Source organism: Pseudoalteromonas sp. TAP-3C (genome assembly GCF_059888565.1).
Genome location: NZ_CM187618.1, coordinates 2,984,325 through 3,008,614 on the forward strand (window position 1 = coordinate 2,984,325; position 24,290 = coordinate 3,008,614).

Here is a 24,290-nt window from a genome sequence, read left to right on the forward strand (position 1 = left end):
AATTACTTCTCTAATACTAAACGGCTTACACGTACATAACCGGGTTTGTCATCTTGACTTAAATCTAGGTTTTCTACGTTTACGCCATGTTGATTAACAAGCTCGTCAATCCATTGGATTAATTGATTAAACTCTACCGAGTCGAGCGTTAAACGCAGAGAATTATCGCTAGGCTGCATTTTACTAATATTAATATTGTAGCGGCCGCGCGTACTGTTCACTATTTGGCTAAGGTTTTGACTGCTTACTGTTTGCGTTTTTCCTGCTGCTTTAAGTTTAACAATACTGTCATCTACCCAAGCTAACAATTCTTGCTGCTTTATTGTCGACTGTTGTGCTCTCTCGATTGCGGTATTTAACGGCCTAAATACTCCCATCACTAAAACAAAAATGATAAATACACCGCCCGCAACTATGATTAACTGCTGCTCTTGTTCTTTTAATGAACGCCAATACTTTATGAACTGCTGTTTCATTGTGCACCTCGCAACCTAATTTCACCGACGATAAAGTCCCCATCATTATTTAGTGAACCCTGTTCAACGCTAACCCCCTGCTGCTCAAGGATGGTTTTAACTTTGCCAAACGTTTGAAAGTCTTTAGCCCGAGCACGAATACGTAACTCACTACGGCGTTTATCAAAACGTAAGGTTTGCGGTGTAAATTCATTCACTTGTGAAAACACATTAACCAGTTTGCTGGTTAAATCTAAAAAGCCCACATCATTAACGCCCTGAACTTTATCAAGTGCGCCTTGTATTTGATTCTTAATCAGATGAGGGCGCACCCGCGTATCAGGAAACGCTTTTTGATACCGCTCTACCACTTGCGCCTCAGCCATCTCAAGCTGCGAATTAAGCTGATGTAATTCAACCGCTTTAATCGTCACACTCGATACCAAAGCAATCACACTAATAATGGCGGCGCTTTTCCAGTACCCCCACCATAGAGCTGTTTTCTTTTTAAGTGTGTAAGGCCCTTGACGCAAATTGAACTTAAGTTTATTTAACTGCTTTGCGAACAATGCCAATGGCAGCTCATAGTCACTGGTTTGTGGATGTAAGTTAAGTGTTTCAGGAAACTGATCGGCAGGGCTGTAATGTTTTATATCAGGGCTACCCAAAGCCGTTAAATAGTCGTTTAACCAACTGCTTTCAACCGCACCGATATGCCAATCACCTTGTTTAAATAGCCATTGCTTATTAAATTCAATGGCAGCAACAAATGGCTGCTCTACACTTGGTAATAACAACGCATCCGGTATTATTTGATAGGGGGTGAGCTGATGTTGTTCAAATACCGCTAACCAATGTTCGAACCATTGTCGGTTCATCAGCGCAACCCTAACTGCATGTTGCTCTGCAAGCATGGTTGACTCCCCAAGCGCAATATAAATATCGTCAATATCGCAGGCAATATCTTCTTCGAGCATGTAGGGCAATGCTTGCTCAAGCTTACGGTTCCATTTGGTTGGCAGTGCCACGGTTTTTAATTGCACTTGGTCGCAGGGTAAAAGTACCACCAGCTCTCGGGTTAATGCCTTTTCAGTAAGCTCACTTAATTGATTAGCGTTTTGTAACTCGCCACTGGCTATTATTTCTTGTTCTAGTGGTGAGTATATTAACCAGCTAAGTAAGTTTTGTTCAGTTTGACCCGTGCGGATCAACAGTATTTCTGTCACTGTACGCCTCCAAATTTTCGCGCCAGTATCGTTACCTCGCCATTGCTGGCATGCAGTAATGTGGTCATCGAAAAACGCAAATCAACAAATTTTGCCTGCGTTTGTAATTTAAAATATTCACTTTTCACACTAAAAAGCTTTTCTACGTCTTTAATATTTTTGCCGCCTTGTTGTAATGCAGACTCAAAAAACTCTTCAATATTATCAAAACCATTTTCAGGACGCGCAGCAATTACCGCTTGTGCGCCTGAAACACTTAACTCATCTATTAAACCACTGAGTAATAAAGCTTGCTCCTCAGTAATAGTATTAACATTAATTGAAAGTAACGTGCTGCCTGGGATCACACAAACAAAAGGCAGCACTTTTTCCATAACCAAGGGGTTAAATCCTTTAACTAAGCGCAGTTCAGACACTGAAGCAAATAAGCTATTAGCCGTCATATACGGAAACTGGCGCGATAAATACTCGCCCTCTTCAGCCCCTGAGCGATAAGTAATGCTGTTTTCATCAAGCCAATCAAACACGCTATCAGCCATAGCTTCTTCAGATTCATCACTGGGTAAGTCATCTATATTTTCTAAAATGGCAAACAGCGCTTTATGCGCTGGGTTGGTTTTATTAGTACTGTTTGGGTCGGGCTCAACGCCAAGCGCATTTAAGTTTAAACAGGCTTGTAAATCAGTTAACTGACCGCTTAACGTGCCATTATCAACTGGGTACTTAACATCACCTTGCTTTGCCCACGGCTGCGCTAAGGTGGTTTTTTCTGGATCGTCTTTTTTACTTTGAATTAAACCTTTAATTGCTAATTCTTCAGCACCATAAGCATACCATTTAGCTTGTTGCTGACTTTGCAAGTTAGTACTTTTTTGTACTTGCAGCATCAAGTTTGCACTCATTTCAACAGCTAATATAGCAGCCAGCGCCACAATAAATAGCACAATAACCAAAGCCGCGCCGCGTGATGTTTGTTGATTCATCAAGGCGTTCCTTGAGAATTTGGTTGTGATGGGTTAGTACCACCTTCAACTGCTTTTGGTAACTCTTTACCTAGCCCAGGCACTAAAAACACACGCCTGATAGGCTCCGCATCCATTTGCTTTATCGTTACCGCTACCGCTTTAGGTAACGCCTTAATTTGCCAGTTTTCTTGCCACTCACCTTTGTCATCCAAAAACTCAAATTTAAGCGCTTCTACATCAGCTAAAACAACTTGGCTACGAGGTTCCATATTATCGAGTTGATCAACATAAATGCGATACACACGCTCTAAATTATCGTCAATTACACGATAACCAACGGCTTGAAGTTCAGAGCGAGGAAGTAAGTTAATAGGATTCATCCAACCATCACGGACAAAGGCAATACCATCAAGTTGGCTGTCTAAAATATAACGCCCAGCAAGTAAATAATGCTCTTGAAAATCCCCAGCTTCATTACGTACTTGGCGCTTAGTCATTTGGCTAAAATCTTGATCCATCAATCTAAAGGCTGTTTGTAAGCCATTTAGCTCAGCAATTTTTTCATCCGATGCCTCTTTAGCACGGGTTGTGGTATCGAGTATTTGGTGCGTCGCCATAATCACAAACGCTAACACACCAAGTGCCACCATGACTTCTAATAATGTAAAACCGCGTTGCTTCACTTATGGCTTACCTTTATTTAAATAGGTACTTAATTCATAAATTGAATTTTCGTACTTATCATCTGTAAATACATTAACAGTCACCTTTACAAAGCTTTTATCGGCAGTAGGCACTACATCTTGGCGCCAAAACCACTCAATACCCGCCATCATTTCACTGCCACGCGCACCATTTTTTCCTTGCCACTTTTCACCTAAGGTTCGCTGCTCTACTAACACGTTTTCGGCCACCCATGAGCCATACGTTTGCTCTTCAATACTAGACAAATGGTAAATATGCTCACTGGTTGCTTGCATTGCTGCAATACCCGCCATGGCACAAATACTCAGCGCAACTAAGACTTCAAGTAAGGTAAAACCTTGGTGTTTTTTCATTACTCTGGCTCTCGACGAAAATCAACTGGTGCTGCAAATTTACCTTCAATAAAGTATACCGGCTGCGCCTGATCTTTTAATTCAAGCATCAGCTGAAACGCACTTACATCGGCAGAGGATAAAATAAGTACATCAGGTATTTTTAATTTTTTAAGCTCTAATAAACTGTCTTCATCATCGCCACTCATTAATTCACGCCAATTTGACTGCTCTAATAAGTTATCTTGTGCCCAAGGTAAGTCTTCAAGGTTAAGTGTTACTTTGTATTGCTGGTCAAACTCAATCGGTTTAAATAATTCTTCCTGCTCAAAGCTGGTCCATTTTTCGCCATCAAACACTAAAAATTCAAGGGTATTTTGATCAACTAATAAACCTAACTCTACTTGGTTAAGTACAGCAAATTCTGATGCGGCATTAATAGTGGTATGCAGACTATTTGCTTGCTTATCTAGCTCTTCCTCAGCGCCGCCATCTAAGCTGTATACCACCATTTTGGTGGCAAAGGCGATGATCACCAATACCACTAAAATTTCTATTAAACTAAAACCATATCGCTTTGCACGTAAGTGCCTTGGGCTTACCTGCATGGTAAACTCCAATTTATTGGGTTTAAGTATATGGTAGCGTTAATAGGCATTACTTTTTATCTTCAGCCCAGTTACCAATATCATCCTCAGTACCGACTTCACCATCAGGCCCCATTGAAAAAATATCAATTTTACCTACTTCACCTGGGTAAATAAGTTGGTAAGGGTTGCCCCATGGATCTTCTGGTAATTTACTAATAAAACCGCCATCAGGAAAACGCTTTGGGATAGGCTCAATACTGGTTTTAGTCACCAACGCTTCAAGCCCTTGCTCTGTACTCGGGTAGCTTTTATTTTTTAACTTGTAAAGGCTAGCGGCATCCTCTAACTGTTGAATATCTAAATGCGCTTTATCGATAGCCGCTTCCTCTTGCTGGCCCATAATATTAGGTGCCACAATTGACATAATCATACCGATGATAACCAGTACTACCATCACTTCTAGTAAAGAAAAACCTGATTGTTTATTCACGCTATTACCTCATTATTCTAAAAACATTAAGCAAAAATGATTTAAGTAAATCATTAATATAAAAAATAGTTAAAGGCCTACAGCCTTATTCATTGCCATAATTGGTTGTAATATTGCCATTACTATAAACAGCACAATAACCGCCATAGAGGCAATCATTGCCGGTTCTAACAGTTTTAATGACACATTAACCATACTTTCAAACTCGCGATCTTGATTATTAGCTGCTCGCTCTAACATTTGCTCAAGTTCACCGGATTTTTCACCACTGGCTATCATATGCAGCATCATTGGAGGAAACAACTTAGTTTGCTGCAGTGCAGCACGCAGACTCGCTCCTTCACTGACTCTTTCTGCGGCATCAGCCACAGCTTGTTTAATTTTTTCGTTAATCAACACCCCACCTGAAATGCGCATTCCTTCGAGTAAAGGTACTGAGCTTGACGATAAAATACTTAAGGTACGGGCAAAGCGCGCAGTATTGATACCTCTGGCTACTTTACCAATGCCAGGCATATGTAATACTTTTGCATCCCACCAAAACCGTACTTTAGGTTTTTTTAGTGCATATTTAATTCCTGCAACGGTGGCTGTAATAACTAGTAAACTTATAAACCAGTAATTTTGAACAAAATAACTACCCGCCATTACCCACTCGGTTGTCCAAGGTAAAACTTGCTTGGTTTTTTCAAAGGTTTTTAATATTTTCGGCACCACAGTGCCTAATAATACCGACACAATGCCTATGGCAAACACCACTAAAATAATGGGATACACCATGGCTTGCGTAATTTGACTGCGCATATGTTGGCGTTGCTCGGTGTAATCAGCCAATCGGTTAAGCACTTGATCTAAATGACCTGACTTTTCGCCTGCCGCCACCATGGCACGGTATAAGTCGTCAAATACATGCGGAAACTCACTCATCCCATCAGCAAGGGTGTACCCTTCCACCACTTTGGAGCGTACAGACATCAGCATACGTTTCAAACGGGGTTTTTCACATTGCTCAGCAACCGCCATTACGGCACCCTCAACGGGTAAAGCTGACTGAATTAAGGTTGCAAGCTGGCGGGTAATTAACGCTAAATCAGCGGTTGATATCGTCGGTTTAAATAAAGAACCCAGCAAGGGCGCTTTTTGACCTCTGACTTGCTTGTCATCTTGCGCTGCGGGTACAACCTCTAAAGGAGTTAGTCTTTGATCGCGTAAAAGCTGACGAACTTGTTTGGCCGTATCGGCCTCTAAAATACCTTTTTTTTCTTTTCCCCGGCCATCTAGTGCGCGGTATTCAAACGCTGCCATAATTAGCCTTCCTCACGGGTTACGCGCAGCACTTCTTCGAGCGTTGTTTTACCAGCGAGTACACGGCTACAGCCATCTTGACGAATACTAGGGCTGCGCTTACGAATATATTTTTCTACGCTTTGCTCACCTTTACCGCTGTGGATCATTTCACGAATGGCCTCATCAACAACAAGTAACTCATGAATACCAGTACGACCGCGATAGCCGTTAAAATTACACTCTTCACACCCTACCGCACGATAAATTGTCGGTGCATTGTCAAATGGTACGCCAAGCAGTTCACACTCGCGTTCATCTGCAATATGACCTTCTTTGCAACTATTACATAAAGTACGGACTAAGCGCTGTGATAATACCCCCAGTAACGAAGACGATAATAAGAACGGTTCAACCCCCATATCTTCCATACGGGTAATAGCACCTGAAGCGGTGTTTGTGTGTAACGTTGACATAACCAAGTGACCGGTAAGCGATGCTTGCACACCAATTTGAGCGGTTTCTAAATCACGTATTTCACCGACCATAACTACATCAGGATCTTGACGTAAAATAGCACGCAAACCGCGCGCAAAAGTCATATCGACCTTGGTATTAACCTGTGTTTGGCCTATACCGGGAATTTCATACTCAATCGGATCTTCAACTGTTAGAATGTTACGATCTCGAGAGTTAATTTGACTCATACCAGCATATAACGTGGTACTTTTACCTGAACCTGTTGGGCCTGTAACCAAAATAATCCCGTGAGGTTTACTAATTAAATCGGCAAACAGCGCTCGGTTTTTCGCGGTCATGCCTAAATCTTCAAGGTTTAAATGCGCATTATTTTTATCAAGCAAGCGCAGTACGACTCGCTCACCAAAGCTCGATGGCATGGTTGATACCCGCACATCAACGGCACGCCCTGCAATACGTAAACTGATCCGACCATCTTGTGGTATGCGTTTTTCAGCAATATCGAGTTTAGCCATAACCTTAATACGCGATACCAGTAAAGAGGCTAATTTGCGGTTAGGTTTTAAAACTTCTTTAAGTACACCATCGACCCGAAAACGAATAACCAGTTCTTGCTCAAATGTTTCGATGTGGATATCAGATGCGCCTTCTTTAATGGCCTCGCTGAGCATGGCATTAATAAGCTTGATAATAGGCGCGTCGTCATCACCGGCGAGCAAATCTTCTGTTTGTGGAAGCTCATCAGCAAGCGAGAATAAATCAACCTCATTACCGATATCTTCCATCATTTGTTGCGTTTCTGAGCTATCACGTTGATACGATGCCTCAAGCAGCAACTCAAATTTATCATCTTCTAGTTGCTCAAGTGTAAAACCGCGCCCAGCAATACGGCGCACTTCCAATAACACATCAACATTAAGCTCGCCACGGTAATACACAATTTGGTCATCTTTATGTTTACTGAGTAACGCACCAACCCGTCTTGCATATGCAAACGGCAAGCGCTTAGCAGGTAGCTCAACTAACGCTTCTTGAGCAAGCTGCGTGTCGTTGTGCGTCATTGGATGAACAACGTCTTGATTAATATCTTCTATGGCATTAGTCATTGTTACGCTCTTGTGCATTTTGTTTACGTAAATGCTCTTCATACGTTGGCGGTAACACTAACTCGTCATTCCACTCAGGTAAAATAGGTGTGTCTGTCATTGGCATTAAATTAATGCCATCTTCACGTTTTTTAAATTGCTCGCCACGAATAAAGTTATATTTACTAAAGCTAAGTTTATTCATACTCACGCCATCGCGAATTATGGTCGGTCTAATAAACACGATAAGATTACGTTTACGCTTGGTAGTACTGGTTGATTTAAATAAATGCCCTAAAATAGGAATATCGCCTAGTAAAGGTACTTTTGACACGCTTTCTTGTACATCTTCATCTATCAAGCCGCCAAGTACCACCATGCCGCCATCATCGGCCATTACGGTTGTTTTAATTGCCCGCTTGTTCACCGAAATATCAACACCTGTTGCACCACTCACACTAGAAACTTCTTGCTCTATGGTTAATTGCACCGCTGAACCATCATTAATCTGCGGTGTCACTTTAAGCTTTATACCCACTTCTTGACGCTCAACCGTTTGAAATGGATTGGTATTATTACTGCCAGTTTGCGAACCGGTAATAATTGGCACTTCTTGACCGACTAAAATAGACGCTTCTTCGTTATCCATTGTAGTAATAGATGGAGTCGCTAAAATGTTCGAATTAGTATCGGTTGAAACCGCTTGCACAATTGCGCCCCAGTCATTTTTAATCACACCCATGGCTAAGCCATTAATACCACCGAGTAATGAGGCTAGTGGGCCGTAGTCACCTTCTTTTGTCTCATCGTAAGGTGTTGCATTTCCTGATTCGCTACCAGTGACCACTTTTGTCACCGTTTTATCTCGTGCTTGCTCTGCAGCCACTGCTAAAGCACCAACGGGTACAGTGTTGCCATTATTAAATTGCAGCATGCCGCCTTGCTCTGAAATCCATTGCAGGCCAAAGTTAACGCCGTCACCTTCCATTACTTCAATTATAATGGCTTCCACTAATACTTGGGCGCGGCGAATATCTAATCGCTCAATAACCGATTCAAGTGAACGCATAGTATCTGGCTGAGCGGTAATGACTAATGAGTTTGAATCTGGATGCGCTTCAATGCTGGTATCATTTTTACTGGTACTACGGGTATTGGTAGCCCCGCCTTTGGCATCTTCTGTCAGTGACTTACTCACACCTTGCAGCACTTTTACTAAATCGTCTGCCTTTGCGTAGTTTAGATAAAATACCTTAGTGTTGCCTTGGCTTTCCAATTCACCGTCTAGACGTTTAATGAGTTCAATAGCGCGAGTACGTGCTTGGCCTTCACCACTTACAATCACACTATTGGTACGGCCATCAGCCACCACTTTAGGAATTAAAAATTCAGGAACGCTGCCTTTACCATTGTCTTTGTAAATATTATCAACTACTGAAACAACATCATCAGCCGTTGCATATTTAAGCCTCACAATATCAACACGTTTATCACCCGCTTGGTCAACTGAGCGAATTATTTCTACCAAGCGGTTAACTGAGGCTGCGTGCCCTGTTAGCATCATCACGTTAGCGGCGTTAAAGTTAGCAACATGGCCGCCGTCTTTTTGGTCGCTAAATTGACGAACCAAAGGGCCTAGCTCTTGTACGCTTACATTTTTAACCCGTACAACACGGGTTATCATCATGTCACCAGACGCTTCATTATCAGCGGCAATTAATGGCACATTAGATTTTTTAGCATCTGAACTTTTTTCTATTTTTATAATGTTATTATCCATTTCAACAGCTGAATAGCCATAAACTTCTAATACATTTAAAAAGAATTGATAATAGAGGGCCTCATCCATTAATTCATAACTGCGTACATTTACTTTGCCACGCACGTTAGGATCAATAATGATGGTTTTATTAAGATTTTTACCCACAATATTAATAAACTCATTAATATCTGTGCCCTTAAAGTTAGCCGCATATTCAACAGCAGCTACCGACATAGAAATACTTGCCGCTAAAAAAAGTGCCGCATACTTAGCTAACCCTTTTTTAATTTTTTTGAGGTGTAGCACCTGAACCATTATGTTAAAACTCCAAAGCTGAATTATTGTAGGCTAAAAAGTACGTCTATTTGCTCGCCATCACGTTCTATGGTAATGGTTGCATCGGTACTATTTCGCAGCTCATTCATGGCTGCCATTGCCTGTTTTAAATCTGTTAATTGATAACCGTTAATTGCCACGGCCAAATCGTTATTTTGTAATCCCATTTGTTTAAATAGTTCAGGCTCTTTACCTGGACTCAAACGATAACCTATAAGTTCCCCATCATTCATCGCTTGAGAAACGCGTATATAATCAAATAACTTGCCAGGCTCTTCTAGAAGTTCTTCGCGGGTTTCTATTAATGCTTCTTTTACTTCAAGATTGGCGGTTGCATCAATTTGTTCTTCGCTGTGCGCTAAGGGCCCCATTTCAGGCTCTTCTCGCGCGGCAAGTACAGGCATAGAAACCGTTTTGGTAAAATCGAGCCCATCCAGCATTAGCGTTTCAAAGCGACCACTTACATCTAAAATGACACGATCTGGAAGTATTTGCGATACCTTTGCCCGCGTGCCTTGCACTACATCTTCCACTAAGTAACTTACTTGTCGGCCTTGCGATTCAATAATCGCCATCCCCGCTTTGTCATCATTACTTACAGCGACAATGCCCGTTAAATTTATACTTAGACGTGTTTCAGGAGCATTATTAATCACTTTAGTTTGTTCGGCAGTATTTGCGCTTTTTGTTACATTTACTTTACCAAATAAAAATTGCTCAATGATTGAATCTACAAACTGGTTGTTGCCGCTATTAACTTGGCTTGAGTAGTTAATGGGTGCAAGAGGTGAACTTGCTGGCTGTGGCCATAAGAGCCAAACCAACTTTGATAATAAAAATGCAATATAAACAGTAACTAAAACCATAACTAATGCGCTTAATTTCGCATGCGGTAATCGGTTTAAAAGCAGTTTAAATTGTTGAACGCGCTGTTCCATAAGTAGTATTCTTATTTTAATTTATAGCTAAATCACTTACCCATAGTACCTTTTCATTTTTCATTCAACAAGCATGCTAATATTAAACTTTGTAAACAGGTTGATTTGTTTCTATCATCAACTAATGAAATCAAGCAATAACTTCATGGCATAACTATTTCATGGTAATTTAACCCATAACCGAATTTACTAGAGATGTTACATGACAAAGAAAACTAAACTCAATGACAGCTCACAAAACGCGAGCGAGCTTAAGGTCAGGTTAGATAAATGGTTATGGGCGGCTCGATTTTATAAAACGCGCGCAATAGCACGAGAAATGGTGCAAGGCGGCAAAGTACATTATAATGGTCAACGCAGTAAGGCCAGCAAAATTGTAGAAGTTGGTGCAGTTATAAAGCTAGCCCAAGGTGTTGATGAAAAAACCATTACAGTATTAAATATACTTGAAAAACGCCAAAGCGCCCCCATAGCACAGACCATGTATCAAGAGTCTGATGCAAGTATTGCCAAGCGTGAAGAAAATACTATCGCACGCAAAAATAACAGTTTCTTTGCTCCTCATCCGGATAAAAAACCAGATAAAAAGCAAAGGCGCGAACTTTTAAAAATGAAATCAAGTTAGGTATAGCCGCTCATGCAACAAGATTTACTTCACCGCTATTTATTTGACAACCTCGATGTTCGTGGCGAACTCGTGCAAATAGGTAACGCTTATAATGAAATGATTGCTAAACACAATTATCCAGAACCTGTTAAAGCATTACTAGGTGAACTGCTTGTTGCAACCTGTTTACTAACAGCAACATTAAAGTTCGAAGGCGAAATTGCGGTTCAGCTACAAGGTGATGGCCCGGTAAAATATGCGGCGATCAATGGTGACGATCAGCAAAATATGCGTGGCATAGCACGACTTCAAAGCGAGGTGACAGGTTCAACGGTTAAAGATCTAATAGGCCAAGGTTACATGGTGATCACTATTACTCCTAGCCAAGGTGAGCGTTACCAGGGAATAGTACCCTTAGAGCATGACACATTAAGTGAATGCATTGAAAGCTACTTTGAGCAGTCGGAGCAATTGAAAACACGCCTTTGGTTCGCAACAGATACCACAGAAGGTAATGCCAAAGCATGTGGACTATTCCTGCAAGTTTTACCTGTAGATAAGCAAAAATCAATTGAAGATTTTGCGCATCTAGAGGCACTCAGTAATACCATTAAAGATGAAGAACTGCTAAAGCTTGATGCTAATACAGTTTTGATGCGTCTTTATCATGAAGATAATCCGCGTGTATTTGACCCTCAACCCATTCAGTTTAAATGTGGTTGTAACCGCGATAAAACGATGACGGCTTTGGTTAATATTGGTCAACAAGCGCTTTTGGATGATGTCGGAAAAAATGGTGAAATTAAAATTAGCTGCCATTATTGTTTAAAAGATTATGTGTTTAACGAACAAGATATAAAAAGTATTTTTAACTAAATTTTTATATTACTCATTCCAACATTTAGCCATAATTTTTATGGCTTTTTTTTGTCTAAAAAATGACACCGGTATCACAAACAATGTATTTTTTATGACACCGGTATCATTGAAATTATTCATGTTTTTTCCTTAATTTATCTGTCATTCCGCACCCTAAATCTGAATTAAATTAGTTCATTAAATGAGCGGTTGATCGAATTTTGTTAAAAAATACTTGACGGCGATCCCCATATTTGATCTATTACTCTCTTTTGAGAGCGCGTATTTATGTCTATCCCTTATGCCCAAAAACTCGAACACCACGGCTTAGTTGCTGGATTTTGTCACGATCTAGGTTTTGTCGATATTATTGATAACGCACTCGGTGGCGTGGCGCCTGAGCGCAACATCAGTTGTGGTCAATTAGTGTTGGCTATGGTGCTAAACGGCCTAGGTTTCACTGGCCGCACACTGCATATGTACAGCGAGTATTTTCAAGGCAAGCCGCTTGATAGATTAATTGGTGAAGGCGTATTACCTGAGCACATCAACGACGATGCGCTCGGTCGCTGTTTAGACACCTTATATGAATACGGCGTATCGAAGCTGTATCAGCAATTGGGTGAGGCGGTGGTAGAGAAATTAGGGTTACAAACCGAAGCTTTACACCTTGATTCAACAAGCTTTCATTACGATGGCAAAGCGACAAGCGAGCCTGATGATGACGAACCAAAACCTATCCGTATCGCGAAAGGTTATTCGCGCGACCATCGCCCTGAGCTCAACCAAGTGATACTCAATCTTATCTGTGAGAACCAGTCAGGCATTCCGGTTTATATGAAGCCTGCCAGTGGCAACAGCAATGATATGGAAGGCTTTAAACAGATTGTAAAGGCACATATTGGCAGTTTAAAAGCCGCGCAAGCCAGCCGCTACTTTGTGGCCGATGCCGCCTTGTATGTGCAAGAAACCATTAAAGATTTACATACTCAAGGCCAACTGTTCATTACGCGGGTACCGCAAACCCTCAAAGAAGCTAAAACCCTTGTTAAGCAAGCGCCTAACTTGAATTTCACCCCTATCTCACCTGGCTATGAAGGCGTGAGTTATGACAGTGAATACGGGGGGGTGAAACAAAAATGGCTACTCATTCGCCGTGAGCAGGCGTATAAGCGAGAGCAGCATAACCTGAACAAGCGTATGCTAAAAGCCGGAGAAGTTGCCCGCAAAAGCTTTAAAAAACTGTGTCAACAACGCTTCGCTTGCGAAAAAGATGCTCAAGCAGCCCTTGTCAAATGGCGTGGCAAACAAACGGTCTGTGATGTGGATGCACATGTTGTTGAAGTAGCCATTTTTAAGGGAGCAGGACGCCCTAAACTCGGACAATCTCCTGAGCGTATCGAATACCAGATTACGGGTGCATTATGCACACCACTGGCATCCAGAAAAGCCGCTTTACAACAACTGGGTTTGTTCATTATTGCCACCAATGATGTTAGCGACCATCTTGACATGGCAAACTTGCTGAGCAGCTACAAAGCGCAGCAGAATGTAGAAAAAGGCTTTCGATTCTTGAAAAGTCCCGACTTCCTTACGAGCGCTATTTACCTGAAAAAGCCTGAGCGCATTGAAGCGTTACTCATGGTAATGACTTGCTGCCTAATGGTGTACGCGGGGTTAGAGCATCAAATTCGCAAAACCTTGGTCGAGAAAAACTGCTACTTCCCCACAATGAAATACAAGCCGGGCCAACGCCCCACGGCACGCTGGGTGTTCCAGTGCTTCGAGCATATCATCATAATGTATTGGCCTGATAAGCCACCCATGGTGGCGAATATGCAGCCGCGCAATCAAACCATTGTTGATTGCTTGGGTGAAAAATATCAGCGGATTTATTCTTAAAATGGGTGCGGAAGATCGGATTTATATGTTTTTACGGTGTTTATAAGCTCGAATATCTTTAATCCATCTGTTACTATATTTGTAGCTTAAAGGTTACTAAGATCCAGAGCTATCCCGTTCAATCTCACACAATTTAGGTATAAACATGACTTCAAGCGCTACCCGTTTTGTCGATCTAACTGCAGCTGAACTTGTCGAACACGCTATCAGCCGTGGCGAAGGGACTTTAGCCGCCAATGGTGCTTTTGTAGCTAACACTGGTCGTCGTACCGGTCGCTCTCCAAAAGATCGTTTTATTGTTCAAGAATCAAGTACTGAAAATGAAATCCAATGGGGTAATGTTAATCGCCCATTCGATGCAGATAAGTTTGACGCGTTATGGGCACGTGTAGAATCACACGTGCAAAGCAGTGACCACTTTATCTCTCACCTTGAAGTTGGCGCTGATCCAGAACACTACCTTCCCGTGGTTGTTACAACAGAAACTGCGTGGCACCATATTTTCGCTAAAAACATGTTCATTCAACCGCAATCATACAACAAGGCCAACTTTCCACAATGGCAAGTAATGAACGTACCTTCGTTTGTATGTGATCCAGAACGCGATGGCACAAATAGTGATGGCACGGTCATTATCAACTTTGCACAGCGTAAAGTATTACTTGCGGGTATGCGTTACGCTGGCGAAATGAAAAAATCGATGTTTTCTGTTCAAAACTTCCTACTACCAGCGAAAGGAGTGCTACCAATGCACTGCTCCGCTAACGTAGGTGAAGCAGGCGATACCGCATTGTTTTTTGGCTTATCCGGTACCGGTAAAACAACGTTATCAGCCGATCCAACTCGCTTTTTAATCGGTGATGATGAGCATGGCTGGGCACCTGGCAGTGTATTTAATATTGAAGGCGGCTGTTACGCGAAATGTATCGACCTTTCACAAAAGAATGAGCCGGTTATTTGGGATGCAATTCGCTTTGGTACTATTTTAGAGAATGTTGTCCTTGATGAAAATCGTGTGCCAGACTTTAACGATACCAGCCTCACTGAAAATAGCCGTGCAGCTTATCCATTGGAACACGTTGAAAAACGTAAAGTAGAAAACCGCGCAGGCGAGCCTAAGGCTGTTGTATTCTTAACCTGTGATGTAAGTGGCGTACTTCCTCCAGTATCTGTACTAACCGAAGAAGCTGCAGCATTCCACTTCTTGAGCGGCTATACAGCAAAAGTAGGCTCGACAGAAATTGGCTCTACCAGTGATATCGAATCCACGTTCTCAACCTGTTTTGGCGCACCTTTTTTCCCACGCCCTGCAGGTGTATACGCTGAGCTGCTTATGAAACGTGTACGTGAATTTGGTGCTAAAGTTTACCTAGTTAATACTGGTTGGACAGGTGGCCCTTACGGTATTGGTAAGCGTTTTGATATACCTACAACGCGCGCTGTTGTTGATGCAATCGTATCTGGGAAATTAGCCGGTGTTGAAACTCAACATATTGACGTGCTAAACCTAGACGTACCCGTTGCAGTACCCGGCGTAGATAGTAATTTGCTTAACCCAATCAATACATGGGAAGACAAAACTAAGTATGCTGAATACGCGGCTAAACTTGCCGCAGACTTCACTGAAAACTTCGCTAAGTACGATGTATCTGACGAAATTAAAAATGCAGGCCCTAAAGTTTAATAATCACCTCTAGCCTGATAATTAAAACGCCAACCTTGAGTTGGCGTTTTTGATCCTATCTATCTTAATCCAGCGACGTGGTTTCTTTGCTAATTGCTGATGAGTTACCTAATACCTAAAGACGTTTTCTCTTGTGCCTCTGTGCAGTTCATGATAAAGACACACCGAGAGTCTATTAAACTTTAAAATAGAAATTATTGGTTTGTATAAACACTATATTCCATTTCGTGTATCTAAAATTAAACGCCATATAACTATGTTGAGTAGTGCAACTGTGCGTTGTCATCAGCAATAAAACAATTCTTGTCAACAACAACCGAAAAGTGATCCACTCCACCATTTGAATAATGATCCACTATTTATTAAGGTTTTCCATTAATCCGGCTTGTTTCTTTTCTTTGATCCTATAACTTTCCCCCTTAATTTGAACAATATGTGAGTGGTGTAAAATTCTATCTAACATTGCTGATGTTAACGCTGTGTCATTCGCAAAAATGCTCCCCCATTGTCCAAATGGGAGATTACTGGTGAGTATGACCGCTCCTTTTTCATAACGCTTTGCAATGACATCAAACAATAATTTAGATTCCTGAGCACTAAACGGTAAATAGCCTATTTCATCAATTATTAGTAGCCTGGGTGCCAGAACTGAGCGCTGCATCACTTGTTTATACTTATCTTGACGTTGTGCTGTGGTTAATTGCAATATTAAATCAGACGCGCTAATAAAGCGGGTTTTTAAGCCTGCTTGCACTGCCTTGTAACCTAGCGCACTGGCAATATGTGTTTTGCCTACACCTGATGGCCCGAGCAGAACGACGTTTTCTTTTCGTTCAATAAACGAGAGTGTGGCAAGCTCGTTAACTTGTTTTTTGGGCACACCGGTGGCAAACGTAAAATCAAATTCCTCGAGCGATTTTAATGACGGAAATCCAGCCATACGCGTAAACATAACCTGTTTACGTTGGTGCCGGTACGCCTGCTCGCTTTGCAGTGCGCGCTCTAAGAACTGTAAATAATCCCATTCCTCTTTTGCTGCTTGCTGCGCTAGCGCTGTTGCATTTGTTTCAACACCGGCGAGTTGCAGCTCCTCCGTTAGTTCATGTAAACGTGCGAGTTGCAAGTTCATAGTGCCTCCGAGAATTGCGCGTAAATGTTTAAGTCATGATGTAACGGTTGAGTCTCGAAGGACAGTAAGCGCTCATTACGCCGCGTTATTCCAAATTTAACCTGAGCCTTGATAATGACGGCAGTCATTACTTATCGAGGTTTTAATATGTCACATACACAACATTGGCAGCATCATATCGATGCATGGCAACAAACCGGCGGCTCGCAAGCACACTATTGCCGTACTCACGAGCTCGACCAAAATCAATTTAGTTATTGGAAGTGCAAATTAGCTAAGCGCAATGATGTACAGCTTACTCGTCCGTCAGGATTTGCCGTGGCTCAGTTGGCAGCGGTGCCTGAGAGCGCATCATCGCTTTGTATCACCCTCCCCAACGGCGTTGTACTGGGTGGCATCGATGCCATGAACGCCCCGGTTGCGGCGCAATTGTTGGAGTACCTACGCTGATGCAACCGACTCTGCGACCTGCTGTCCATTTACCGCGCGTGTATTTATATTGTGAGCCGATTGATTTTCGCAAGTCTCATCGCGGCTTAAGCACCTTGATTGAAGCAGAATTAGGCCACAACCCGTTTAGTGGTGAGCTGTATGCATTCACCAATAAACAGCGTAACAAAATCAAATGCGTATTCTGGGAAGATAATGGCTTTGTACTGTATTACAAAGCGTTAGCTGAGGATAAATTTAAGTGGCCCAAGCGCCCTGATGAGCTGGTGAACTTAACGGGGCAACAACTTAATTGGTTACTCGATGGCTATGATATTAACCTGATGAAACCCCATAAAAAATTGCAATTTGAGTCAGTTTTTTAGCGACAAAAGCAGCCTGTTTTGATACAATAAGCCCAGTTAAAATAAGGCGTTAAAGGCTATTTGCATCGTGACTTCCTCTTCTAAAAATATGACTGAAATTGAGTTGCTTCGTGCTCAGTTAGCAGAGCAAGTCCGTGTGAATACACAACAGTCTGAGCGCATCAAAATCTTAGAAGAGGTGGTGCGCCACCTCAAATTAAAACGCTTTGCCCCCAGCAGTGAAAAAATCGGCCAAGGGCAGTTCTTGTTGTTTGATGAAGCCGAGTTAGTCACCGACCCTGATGTGATTGCTCATGAGCAAGACGAAACGCTGGCCACTAACACGAATAAAAAAGCCCCCTCTACACCACGTGGCCGTAAACCGTTCGCGGCTGATTTACCCCGTGAACAAATCTTCTTATACCTTACTGATGAAGAAAAAACCGGCGCTAAAAGCACCTTCTTCGCCAAGGTTAAAGAAGAATTAGACATTATCCCCGCTAAAATTCGTATATTGGAATACATGCAGGAAAAAGCGGTGTTCGGGCAAGGCGAAGAAAGCCAAAAAATGGTGGCGGCTGCACTGCCAAAACACCCCATCAAAGGCGCCATGGGCAGTATTGGCTTAATCGCCCATGCCATTACGGCTAAATACGTGGATGGTTTACCGTTATATCGGATTGAAAAGCAGCTCGCGCGCTATGGCGGCAACATCTCCCGCGCCACCTTGGCCAATTACGTGATGAAATCGGCCAACGTGCTGCAGCCCATCATTAACCTGATGCGCGACAAACACCATGAAGGCAACGTTATTGCGATGGATGAAACGCCGTTACAAGTATTAAAGGAGCCCGGCAAAGCCGCGACCTCCAAGAAATACATGTGGGTTTCCCTTGGCGGTTTGCCGGGGCAACAAAGCATACTGTATGACTACGACCCGTCGCGTAGCGGGCAAGTGCCGCTGACATTACTCGAGGGCTTTAAAGGCTACCTGCAAACTGATGGTTATGATGGGTACAGTCCTGCGTGTAAAAAATATAGTCTCATTAGTGTGGGTTGCATGGACCATGCACGGCGCAAATTTAAAGATGCCTTCGACGCTGCGCCAAAGAAAAAAACCAACAACGTCGGCAAGGCTGCCGTGGCACTCGCCTTGATTAAAAAGCTCTACAATATTGAGCGCCAGATAAACGACCTAAGCGAGAAACAAACAGACTTCACGGCTGAGCACATCAAAGCGTATCGGCAACAAAATAGCGTGCCGATATTAAATGACATCAAAGCGTTCCTCGATACCAATGTGAACAAAGTGCCCAAAGACAGCCTAACGGGCAAGGCCATTCACTACATGTTAAACCAATGGAAAAAGCTGACGGTTTACTGCACCTGTGGCGAACTGCGTATCAGTAATATCTTAGCCGAAAATGCCATTCGCCCGTTCGTGGTTGGGCGTAAAGCCTGGCTGTTTGCCGACACCCCACAGGGTGCCCATGCCAGCGCGGTGTGTTACAGCATCGTAGAAAGTGCCAAGCTTAATAACCTTGAGCCGTATCAGTATCTTCATGACTTGCTAACCAAGTTACCTTATGCCGAAACGGTAGAGCAAATCGAAGCGCTGCTGCCATGGAATATCAGCAACAGCGATCAATTAGCATAATTGTCAATATACGCGCAGAATTAAGCGCTTACGAAGGACATATCAAATACAGGCATAGCCACTTCTGCCGGCTGTGGTGGTGCAACAGGTTGGAGCGGGGGTAAAGGTTGTAGGTACGTTTGCTCTTCTTTTAATCTCTCTGCGGGCTTTACTTTTATTGTGTCGTGAATGCGCTGGTTAGCCACTGTGTTCAACCAGTTAATGACTTCAACATTGGCAGTTTCAACGTCCAAAGTAAGTTCAAGGGCAGACAATTTAGTGGCTAATGGCTGATAAAAGTTATCGCGTACATAGCGCACCATTCGCTCTACTTTGCCTTTTGTTTGTGGGCGGTAGGGTTCACATAGCTTTGGAATGAACCCCATTTCTTTACTAAATTGATAAAAGCATTGATTAAAGCGATGTTTGCCTTCACCGTAAGCATCACGCTCTATTACCACTGTTTTCATATTGTCATACCACACTTGCTGTGGAATGCCTTGGAAATACTCAAAGGCTTGGCGATGACATGCTTCGAGTGTTTCATAGCGCATGTTATCAGTAATTGCGACAAACAATGCCCGGCTGAAGCCTAAAACAGCGACAAAGGCGTGCAGTGGTGATTTCCCACCCCGCATTTGGCCCCAATCAACTTGCATTTGTTTGCCCGCTTCTGTTTCAAAGCGAATAATGGGTTGGGGTTCAACGCTGCCTCGATATTGATACAAGTACTGGCGTAGTAACGATATTTCTCCGGTATAGCCTTGCTCTTTAATTTCTCTGAGCAAAACAACGGCTGATAAATGTATTGGAGCGGCTTTAGCTAATCGAGAATGTAAATACGGTTTAAAGGCCTCTAATTTTGAAATACCCGTTTTACGAGTAGCATAATGCGGCTCGTCAAAGTCACCTTGAAGGTATTTTTTAACGGTGTTGCGCGATATGCCCAATTGTTTAGCGATGGCTCGTTGAGACATGCCTTGCATGGCTAAGACTTTTATTTTCATGAACTCTTCTTTTGAAATCATGGTGCTTATCCAAAAGCACCAGTGTTAAGTTAACTGGATCAGATTTCAACTGTTGAAGTGGATCATTTTTGCATTGCTGGTAACAGTATGTTGCCCTGACTCAATACGCCTAGCGGTACGCTCTGACATGCCCGCTTTGGCAGCGGCAGTTGTTTGTTTATGATCCTTACGATAAGACATATATAAATTAACCTGTTGTTTGGTTATGGATTTTCCAGACATATCTATCTCTGTTGAATTGATATATCTGAAGCTTACCAAAACCGGTTAACCTAGTTGTCGCGAACCGGCCAAGTTAATTGTCGCCTAATAACTATCATTGTGTCGGGGCGGCCTTCCGCGGGGATCGCCTTCGCGCTGTTTTGTTTGATGTATAGGAATACAAATGCCGTGGAGCACAGGATGTGCAAGAGCGGCCACTACTGAGTTCGGCTTGGGCTCTTGGCTATTTTTATTAAATCACAAACAACAAAAAACCCGCTACATTGCTGCAACGGGTTTCTCATGTTTGGAGCCTGGTAATGTCCTACTTTCACATAGCAAATGCTACACTATCATCGGCGCTGTTTCGTTTCACTACTGAGTTCGGCATGGGGTCAGGTGGGTCCAAAACGCTATTGTCACCAAGCAAATTTGGTGTTAGTTCGTACTAATACGCACTAACTAAAATTTGGAATTCTGATAATAAAGAGTATCGTAAATCTACTTTAGTTATATTAACTTCTGCGCTTAAACTATCACATAAAACGCGTTTGGCGTTGTATGGTTAAGCCTCACGGGTAATTAGTACAAGTTAGCTTAACATGTCACCATGCTTCCACACCTTGCCTATCAACGTTGTAGTCTTCAACGGCCCTTCAGAGACTTTAAAAGTCTAGTGAGAACTCATCTCGAGGCCTGCTTCGCGCTTAGATGCTTTCAGCGCTTATCAGTTCCGAACGTAGCTACCGGGCAATGCCATTGGCATGACAACCCGAACACCAGCGGTTCGTTCACTCCGGTCCTCTCGTACTAGGAGCAACCCCTCTCAATTCTCAAACGCCCACGGCAGATAGGGACCGAACTGTCTCACGACGTTCTAAACCCAGCTCGCGTACCACTTTAAATGGCGAACAGCCATACCCTTGGGACCGACTTCAGCCCCAGGATGTGATGAGCCGACATCGAGGTGCCAAACACCGCCGTCGATATGAACTCTTGGGCGGTATCAGCCTGTTATCCCCGGAGTACCTTTTATCCGTTGAGCGATGGCCCTTCCATTTGGAACCACCGGATCACTATGACCTACTTTCGTACCTGCTCGACGTGTCTGTCTCGCAGTTAAGCTGGCTTCTACCATTACACTAACCGTACGATGTCCGACCGTACTTAGCCAACCTTCGTGCTCCTCCGTTACTCTTTGGGAGGAGACCGCCCCAGTCAAACTACCCACCAGGCACTGTCCGTAACCCCGATTCAGGGGCCAACGTTAGAACATCAAAACTACAAGGGTGGTATTTCAAGGTCGACTCCACAAAAACTAGCGTCTCTGCTTCTAAGTCTCCCACCTATCCTACACATGTAGGTTCAATGTTCAGTGCCAAGCTGTAGTAAAGGTTCACGGGGTCTTTCCGTCTAGCCGCGGGTACACAGCATCTTCACTGCGATTTCAATTTCACTGAGTCTCGGGTGGAGACAGCGTGGCCATGGTTACACCATTCGTGCAGGTCGGAACTTACCCGACAAGGAATTTCGCTACCTTAGGACCGTTATAGTTACGGCCGCCGTTTACCGGGGCTTCGATCAAGAGCTTCTCCGAAGATAACCCCATCAATTAACCTTCCGGCACCGGGCAGGTGTCACACCGTATACGTCATCTTGCGATTTTGCACAGTGCTGTGTTTTTAATAAACAGTCCCAGCCACCTGGTCACTGCGGCTCCAATTAGCTCAGGGAGCAAGTCCCGTCACCCATCGGAGCGTACCTTCTCCCGAAGTTACGGTACGATTTTGCCTAGTTCCTTCACCCGAGTTCTCTCAAGCGCCTTAGTATTCTCTACCTGACCACCTGTGTCGGTTTGGGGTACGATTCGGTATAATCTGAAGCTTAGAGGCTTTTCCTGGAAGTATGGCATCAGCAACTTCATCACCGTAGTGACTCGTCTCGTGTCTCAGGTTTAATGTTTGTCCGGATTTACCTAAACAAACGCCCTACTCACTTTCACATGGACTACCAACGCCATGCTTGCTTAGCCTGCTCCGTCCCCCCATCGCAATTATACCAAGTACGGAAATATTAATCCGTTTCCCATCGACTACGCCTTTCGGCCTCGCCTTAGGGGTCGACTTACCCTACCCTGATTAACATGGGATAGGAACCCTTGGTCTTCCGGCGTGCGGGTTTTTCACCCGCATTATCGTTACTCATGTCAGCATTCGCACTTCTGATACGTCCAGCATGCCTCCCGGCACACCTTCAACCGCTTACAGAACGCTCCCCTACCACTTGAGCATACCCCGAAACTATCTCTATCATCATCGACTCACGTTTAGGTGACGCTTGAACGCTGGGCGCTTCGCGCTGTCAACGTTAATCAAAATAGCTTGGGTGGTATGCTCAAATCCGCAGCTTCGGTGCATAGTTTAGCCCCGTTACATCTTCCGCGCAGACCGACTCGACCAGTGAGCTATTACGCTTTCTTTAAAGGATGGCTGCTTCTAAGCCAACCTCCTGGCTGTCTGGGCCTTTCCACATCGTTTCCCACTTAACTATGACTTGGGGACCTTAGCTGGCGGTCTGGGTTGTTTCCCTCTTCACGACGGACGTTAGCACCCGCCGTGTGTCTCCCGGATAGTACTTTACGGTATTCGGAGTTTGCAAAGGGTTGGTAAGTCGGGATGACCCCCTAGCCTTAACAGTGCTCTACCCCCGTAAGTATTCGTCCGAGGCTCTACCTAAATAGATTTCGGGGAGAACCAGCTATCTCCCGGTTTGATTAGCCTTTCACTCCTAACCACAGGTCATCCCCTAACTTTTCAACGTTAGTGGGTTCGGTCCTCCAATTGATGTTACTCAATCTTCAACCTGCCCATGGCTAGATCACCGGGTTTCGGGTCTATACCTTGCAACTATTCGCCCAGTTAAGACTCGGTTTCCCTACGGCTTCCCTAATCGGTTAACCTCGCTACAAAATATAAGTCGCTGACCCATTATACAAAAGGTACGCAGTCACCTAACAAGTAGGCTCCTACTGCTTGTACGTACACGGTTTCAGGTTCTATTTCACTCCCCTCACAGGGGTTCTTTTCGCCTTTCCCTCACGGTACTGGTTCACTATCGGTCAGTTGGGAGTATTTAGCCTTAGATGATGGTCCACCTATATTCAGTCAAAGTTTCACGTGCTCCGACCTACTCGATTTCACTTAAAATGCGTTTTCATGTACGGGACTATCACCCTGTATCGTGGCGCTTTCCAGCGACCTTCCATTAACACATAATAAGCTTAAGGGCTGTTCCGATTTCGCTCGCCGCTACTCTCGGAATCTCGGTTGATTTCTTTTCCTACGGGTACTTAGATGTTTCAGTTCTCCGCGTTCGCCTCGTTAACCTATGTATTCAGTTAACGATACCTGCAAGCAGGTGGGTTTCCCCATTCGGAAATCCTAGTCTCAAGTGCTTTTTACTAGCTTGACTAGGCTTATCGCAAGTTAATACGTCCTTCATCGCCTCCAACTGCCAAGGCATCCACCGTGTACGCTTAGTCACTTAACCATACAACCCAAACGGGTCTTTGTTGTGTGACAGTTTAACTTCGCCAGAAGTTAATATTGAATACTAAAGTAGATACCAATCAACAAACGAAACGTTCATTAAATGGCACTGAATGATACTGCTATCATTCTTTTTTACTTTTGAAAACTCTGTACAAATAACAATGTTATTCATACGAATTTTATTATCAGCTTTTCCAAATTTTTAAAGAGCAATAAAATCTGCTTCGCATCGCGCAGCGAGATTTATAAACA

21 protein-coding genes and 2 rRNA genes are annotated in these 24,290 nt (G+C 43.3%); 7 read left to right on the forward strand and 16 right to left on the reverse strand.

What is annotated here, in order from left to right:
• Nucleotides 1-2 precede the first annotated feature (2 nt).
• The 11 genes from AC6H44_RS13990 to gspC form a co-directional block, all read right to left on the reverse strand.
• On the reverse strand, nucleotides 3-476 hold the full coding sequence (locus tag AC6H44_RS13990) for a type II secretion system protein M (RefSeq protein ID WP_500736232.1): 474 nt from the start codon (nucleotides 474-476) through the stop codon (nucleotides 3-5).
• Nucleotides 473-1,681 (reverse strand): type II secretion system protein GspL, encoded by a 1,209-nt coding sequence (gspL, locus tag AC6H44_RS13995; RefSeq protein ID WP_500736233.1) that lies wholly within the window; start codon nucleotides 1,679-1,681, stop codon nucleotides 473-475. Before gspL ends, AC6H44_RS13990 begins: the two co-directional genes overlap by 4 nt.
• Nucleotides 1,678-2,664: a type II secretion system minor pseudopilin GspK gene (gene gspK / locus AC6H44_RS14000; protein WP_500736234.1), complete on the reverse strand. Its 987-nt coding sequence runs from the start codon at nucleotides 2,662-2,664 to the stop codon at nucleotides 1,678-1,680. Before gspK ends, gspL begins: the two co-directional genes overlap by 4 nt.
• Complete coding sequence (gene gspJ, locus AC6H44_RS14005; RefSeq protein ID WP_500736235.1) at nucleotides 2,664-3,329, reverse strand: type II secretion system minor pseudopilin GspJ; 666 nt, start codon at nucleotides 3,327-3,329, stop codon at nucleotides 2,664-2,666. Before gspJ ends, gspK begins: the two co-directional genes overlap by 1 nt.
• On the reverse strand, nucleotides 3,330-3,704 hold the full coding sequence (gene gspI / locus AC6H44_RS14010; RefSeq protein ID WP_500736237.1) for a type II secretion system minor pseudopilin GspI: 375 nt from the start codon (nucleotides 3,702-3,704) through the stop codon (nucleotides 3,330-3,332).
• Nucleotides 3,704-4,291 (reverse strand): pilus assembly FimT family protein, encoded by a 588-nt coding sequence (locus tag AC6H44_RS14015; RefSeq protein ID WP_500736239.1) that lies wholly within the window; start codon nucleotides 4,289-4,291, stop codon nucleotides 3,704-3,706. Before AC6H44_RS14015 ends, gspI begins: the two co-directional genes overlap by 1 nt.
• A gap of 49 nt (nucleotides 4,292-4,340) precedes the next feature.
• The gene (gspG, locus tag AC6H44_RS14020) at nucleotides 4,341-4,763 is read right to left on the reverse strand and encodes a type II secretion system major pseudopilin GspG (protein WP_500736240.1); all 423 of its coding nucleotides are present in this window, start codon (nucleotides 4,761-4,763) and stop codon (nucleotides 4,341-4,343) included.
• A 69-nt stretch (nucleotides 4,764-4,832) separates the two neighbouring features.
• The gene (gene gspF, locus AC6H44_RS14025) at nucleotides 4,833-6,068 is read right to left on the reverse strand and encodes a type II secretion system inner membrane protein GspF (protein ID WP_500736241.1); all 1,236 of its coding nucleotides are present in this window, start codon (nucleotides 6,066-6,068) and stop codon (nucleotides 4,833-4,835) included.
• A gap of 2 nt (nucleotides 6,069-6,070) precedes the next feature.
• Nucleotides 6,071-7,633: a type II secretion system ATPase GspE gene (gene gspE, locus AC6H44_RS14030; protein WP_500736242.1), complete on the reverse strand. Its 1,563-nt coding sequence runs from the start codon at nucleotides 7,631-7,633 to the stop codon at nucleotides 6,071-6,073.
• A complete protein-coding gene (gspD, locus tag AC6H44_RS14035; RefSeq protein ID WP_500736244.1) occupies nucleotides 7,626-9,689 on the reverse strand; it encodes a type II secretion system secretin GspD in 2,064 nt (687 codons plus the stop codon). Before gspD ends, gspE begins: the two co-directional genes overlap by 8 nt.
• Nucleotides 9,690-9,712: 23 nt before the next feature.
• Entirely contained in the window at nucleotides 9,713-10,648 is a 936-nt protein-coding gene (gene gspC / locus AC6H44_RS14040) for a type II secretion system protein GspC (RefSeq protein ID WP_500736245.1), read from the reverse strand.
• A 202-nt stretch (nucleotides 10,649-10,850) separates the two neighbouring features.
• On the opposite strand from gspC, the gene hslR reads away from it, so the two are divergent.
• The 4 genes from hslR (at nucleotide 10,851) to AC6H44_RS14060 (ending at nucleotide 15,699) form a co-directional block, all read left to right on the forward strand.
• Entirely contained in the window at nucleotides 10,851-11,273 is a 423-nt protein-coding gene (gene hslR, locus AC6H44_RS14045; protein ID WP_500736247.1) for a ribosome-associated heat shock protein Hsp15, read from the forward strand.
• Nucleotides 11,274-11,285: 12 nt separating this feature from the next.
• Complete coding sequence (gene hslO, locus AC6H44_RS14050; RefSeq protein WP_500736249.1) at nucleotides 11,286-12,131, forward strand: Hsp33 family molecular chaperone HslO; 846 nt, start codon at nucleotides 11,286-11,288, stop codon at nucleotides 12,129-12,131.
• A 270-nt stretch (nucleotides 12,132-12,401) separates the two neighbouring features.
• On the forward strand, nucleotides 12,402-14,015 hold the full coding sequence (locus tag AC6H44_RS14055; protein ID WP_500736251.1) for an IS1634 family transposase: 1,614 nt from the start codon (nucleotides 12,402-12,404) through the stop codon (nucleotides 14,013-14,015).
• Nucleotides 14,016-14,160: 145 nt separating this feature from the next.
• Nucleotides 14,161-15,699 (forward strand): phosphoenolpyruvate carboxykinase, encoded by a 1,539-nt coding sequence (locus tag AC6H44_RS14060; RefSeq protein WP_500736253.1) that lies wholly within the window; start codon nucleotides 14,161-14,163, stop codon nucleotides 15,697-15,699.
• Between the two features lie 355 nt (nucleotides 15,700-16,054).
• Here AC6H44_RS14060 and istB read toward each other — a convergent pair whose 3' ends face one another.
• Nucleotides 16,055-16,828, reverse strand: a complete 774-nt coding sequence (gene istB / locus AC6H44_RS14065) for an IS21-like element helper ATPase IstB (protein WP_500736254.1) — start codon at nucleotides 16,826-16,828, stop codon at nucleotides 16,055-16,057.
• 147 nt (nucleotides 16,829-16,975) lie between these two features.
• Between istB and tnpA the strand changes: the two genes are divergently transcribed.
• The 3 genes from tnpA to tnpC all read left to right on the forward strand — a co-directional run bounded on the left by tnpA (nucleotide 16,976) and on the right by tnpC (nucleotide 19,279).
• Complete coding sequence (gene tnpA / locus AC6H44_RS14070) at nucleotides 16,976-17,278, forward strand: IS66 family insertion sequence element accessory protein TnpA (RefSeq protein WP_500736256.1); 303 nt, start codon at nucleotides 16,976-16,978, stop codon at nucleotides 17,276-17,278.
• Nucleotides 17,278-17,643 carry an IS66 family insertion sequence element accessory protein TnpB gene (gene tnpB, locus AC6H44_RS14075; protein ID WP_500736258.1) on the forward strand — a complete coding sequence of 122 codons (366 nt, stop codon included), beginning with the start codon at nucleotides 17,278-17,280 and terminating at the stop codon, nucleotides 17,641-17,643. The genes tnpA and tnpB overlap by 1 nt, the downstream gene beginning before the upstream one ends.
• A gap of 67 nt (nucleotides 17,644-17,710) precedes the next feature.
• Nucleotides 17,711-19,279 carry an IS66 family transposase gene (tnpC, locus tag AC6H44_RS14080; RefSeq protein ID WP_500736260.1) on the forward strand — a complete coding sequence of 523 codons (1,569 nt, stop codon included), beginning with the start codon at nucleotides 17,711-17,713 and terminating at the stop codon, nucleotides 19,277-19,279.
• 20 nt (nucleotides 19,280-19,299) lie between these two features.
• Here tnpC and istA read toward each other — a convergent pair whose 3' ends face one another.
• The 4 genes from istA to AC6H44_RS14100 all read right to left on the reverse strand — a co-directional run bounded on the left by istA (nucleotide 19,300) and on the right by AC6H44_RS14100 (nucleotide 24,036).
• On the reverse strand, nucleotides 19,300-20,286 hold the full coding sequence (gene istA, locus AC6H44_RS14085) for an IS21 family transposase (RefSeq protein ID WP_500736261.1): 987 nt from the start codon (nucleotides 20,284-20,286) through the stop codon (nucleotides 19,300-19,302).
• Nucleotides 20,287-20,331: 45 nt separating this feature from the next.
• On the reverse strand, nucleotides 20,332-20,508 hold the full coding sequence (locus AC6H44_RS14090) for a hypothetical protein (RefSeq protein WP_500738452.1): 177 nt from the start codon (nucleotides 20,506-20,508) through the stop codon (nucleotides 20,332-20,334).
• Between the two features lie 291 nt (nucleotides 20,509-20,799).
• A 5S ribosomal RNA gene (gene rrf / locus AC6H44_RS14095) occupies nucleotides 20,800-20,914 on the reverse strand.
• Nucleotides 20,915-21,048: 134 nt separating this feature from the next.
• Nucleotides 21,049-24,036: ribosomal RNA gene (locus AC6H44_RS14100) — 23S ribosomal RNA — on the reverse strand.
• Between the last annotated feature and the right edge of the window lie 254 nt (nucleotides 24,037-24,290).

Coding starts and splice junctions, on each gene's coding strand:
- AC6H44_RS13990 (WP_500736232.1), bottom strand. CDS start 476: ATGAAACAGCAGTTCATAAAGTATTGGCGTTCATTAAAAGAACAAGAG.
- gspK (WP_500736234.1), bottom strand. CDS start 2,664: ATGAATCAACAAACATCACGCGGCGCGGCTTTGGTTATTGTGCTATTT.
- gspI (WP_500736237.1), bottom strand. CDS start 3,704: ATGAAAAAACACCAAGGTTTTACCTTACTTGAAGTCTTAGTTGCGCTG.
- AC6H44_RS14015 (WP_500736239.1), bottom strand. CDS start 4,291: ATGCAGGTAAGCCCAAGGCACTTACGTGCAAAGCGATATGGTTTTAGT.
- gspF (WP_500736241.1), bottom strand. CDS start 6,068: ATGGCAGCGTTTGAATACCGCGCACTAGATGGCCGGGGAAAAGAAAAA.
- gspE (WP_500736242.1), bottom strand. CDS start 7,633: ATGACTAATGCCATAGAAGATATTAATCAAGACGTTGTTCATCCAATG.
- gspD (WP_500736244.1), bottom strand. CDS start 9,689: ATGGTTCAGGTGCTACACCTCAAAAAAATTAAAAAAGGGTTAGCTAAG.
- gspC (WP_500736245.1), bottom strand. CDS start 10,648: ATGGAACAGCGCGTTCAACAATTTAAACTGCTTTTAAACCGATTACCG.
- hslR (WP_500736247.1), top strand. CDS start 10,851: ATGACAAAGAAAACTAAACTCAATGACAGCTCACAAAACGCGAGCGAG.
- hslO (WP_500736249.1), top strand. CDS start 11,286: ATGCAACAAGATTTACTTCACCGCTATTTATTTGACAACCTCGATGTT.
- AC6H44_RS14055 (WP_500736251.1), top strand. CDS start 12,402: ATGTCTATCCCTTATGCCCAAAAACTCGAACACCACGGCTTAGTTGCT.
- AC6H44_RS14060 (WP_500736253.1), top strand. CDS start 14,161: ATGACTTCAAGCGCTACCCGTTTTGTCGATCTAACTGCAGCTGAACTT.
- istB (WP_500736254.1), bottom strand. CDS start 16,828: ATGAACTTGCAACTCGCACGTTTACATGAACTAACGGAGGAGCTGCAA.
- tnpA (WP_500736256.1), top strand. CDS start 16,976: ATGTCACATACACAACATTGGCAGCATCATATCGATGCATGGCAACAA.
- tnpB (WP_500736258.1), top strand. CDS start 17,278: ATGCAACCGACTCTGCGACCTGCTGTCCATTTACCGCGCGTGTATTTA.
- istA (WP_500736261.1), bottom strand. CDS start 20,286: ATGATTTCAAAAGAAGAGTTCATGAAAATAAAAGTCTTAGCCATGCAA.
- AC6H44_RS14090 (WP_500738452.1), bottom strand. CDS start 20,508: ATGTCTGGAAAATCCATAACCAAACAACAGGTTAATTTATATATGTCT.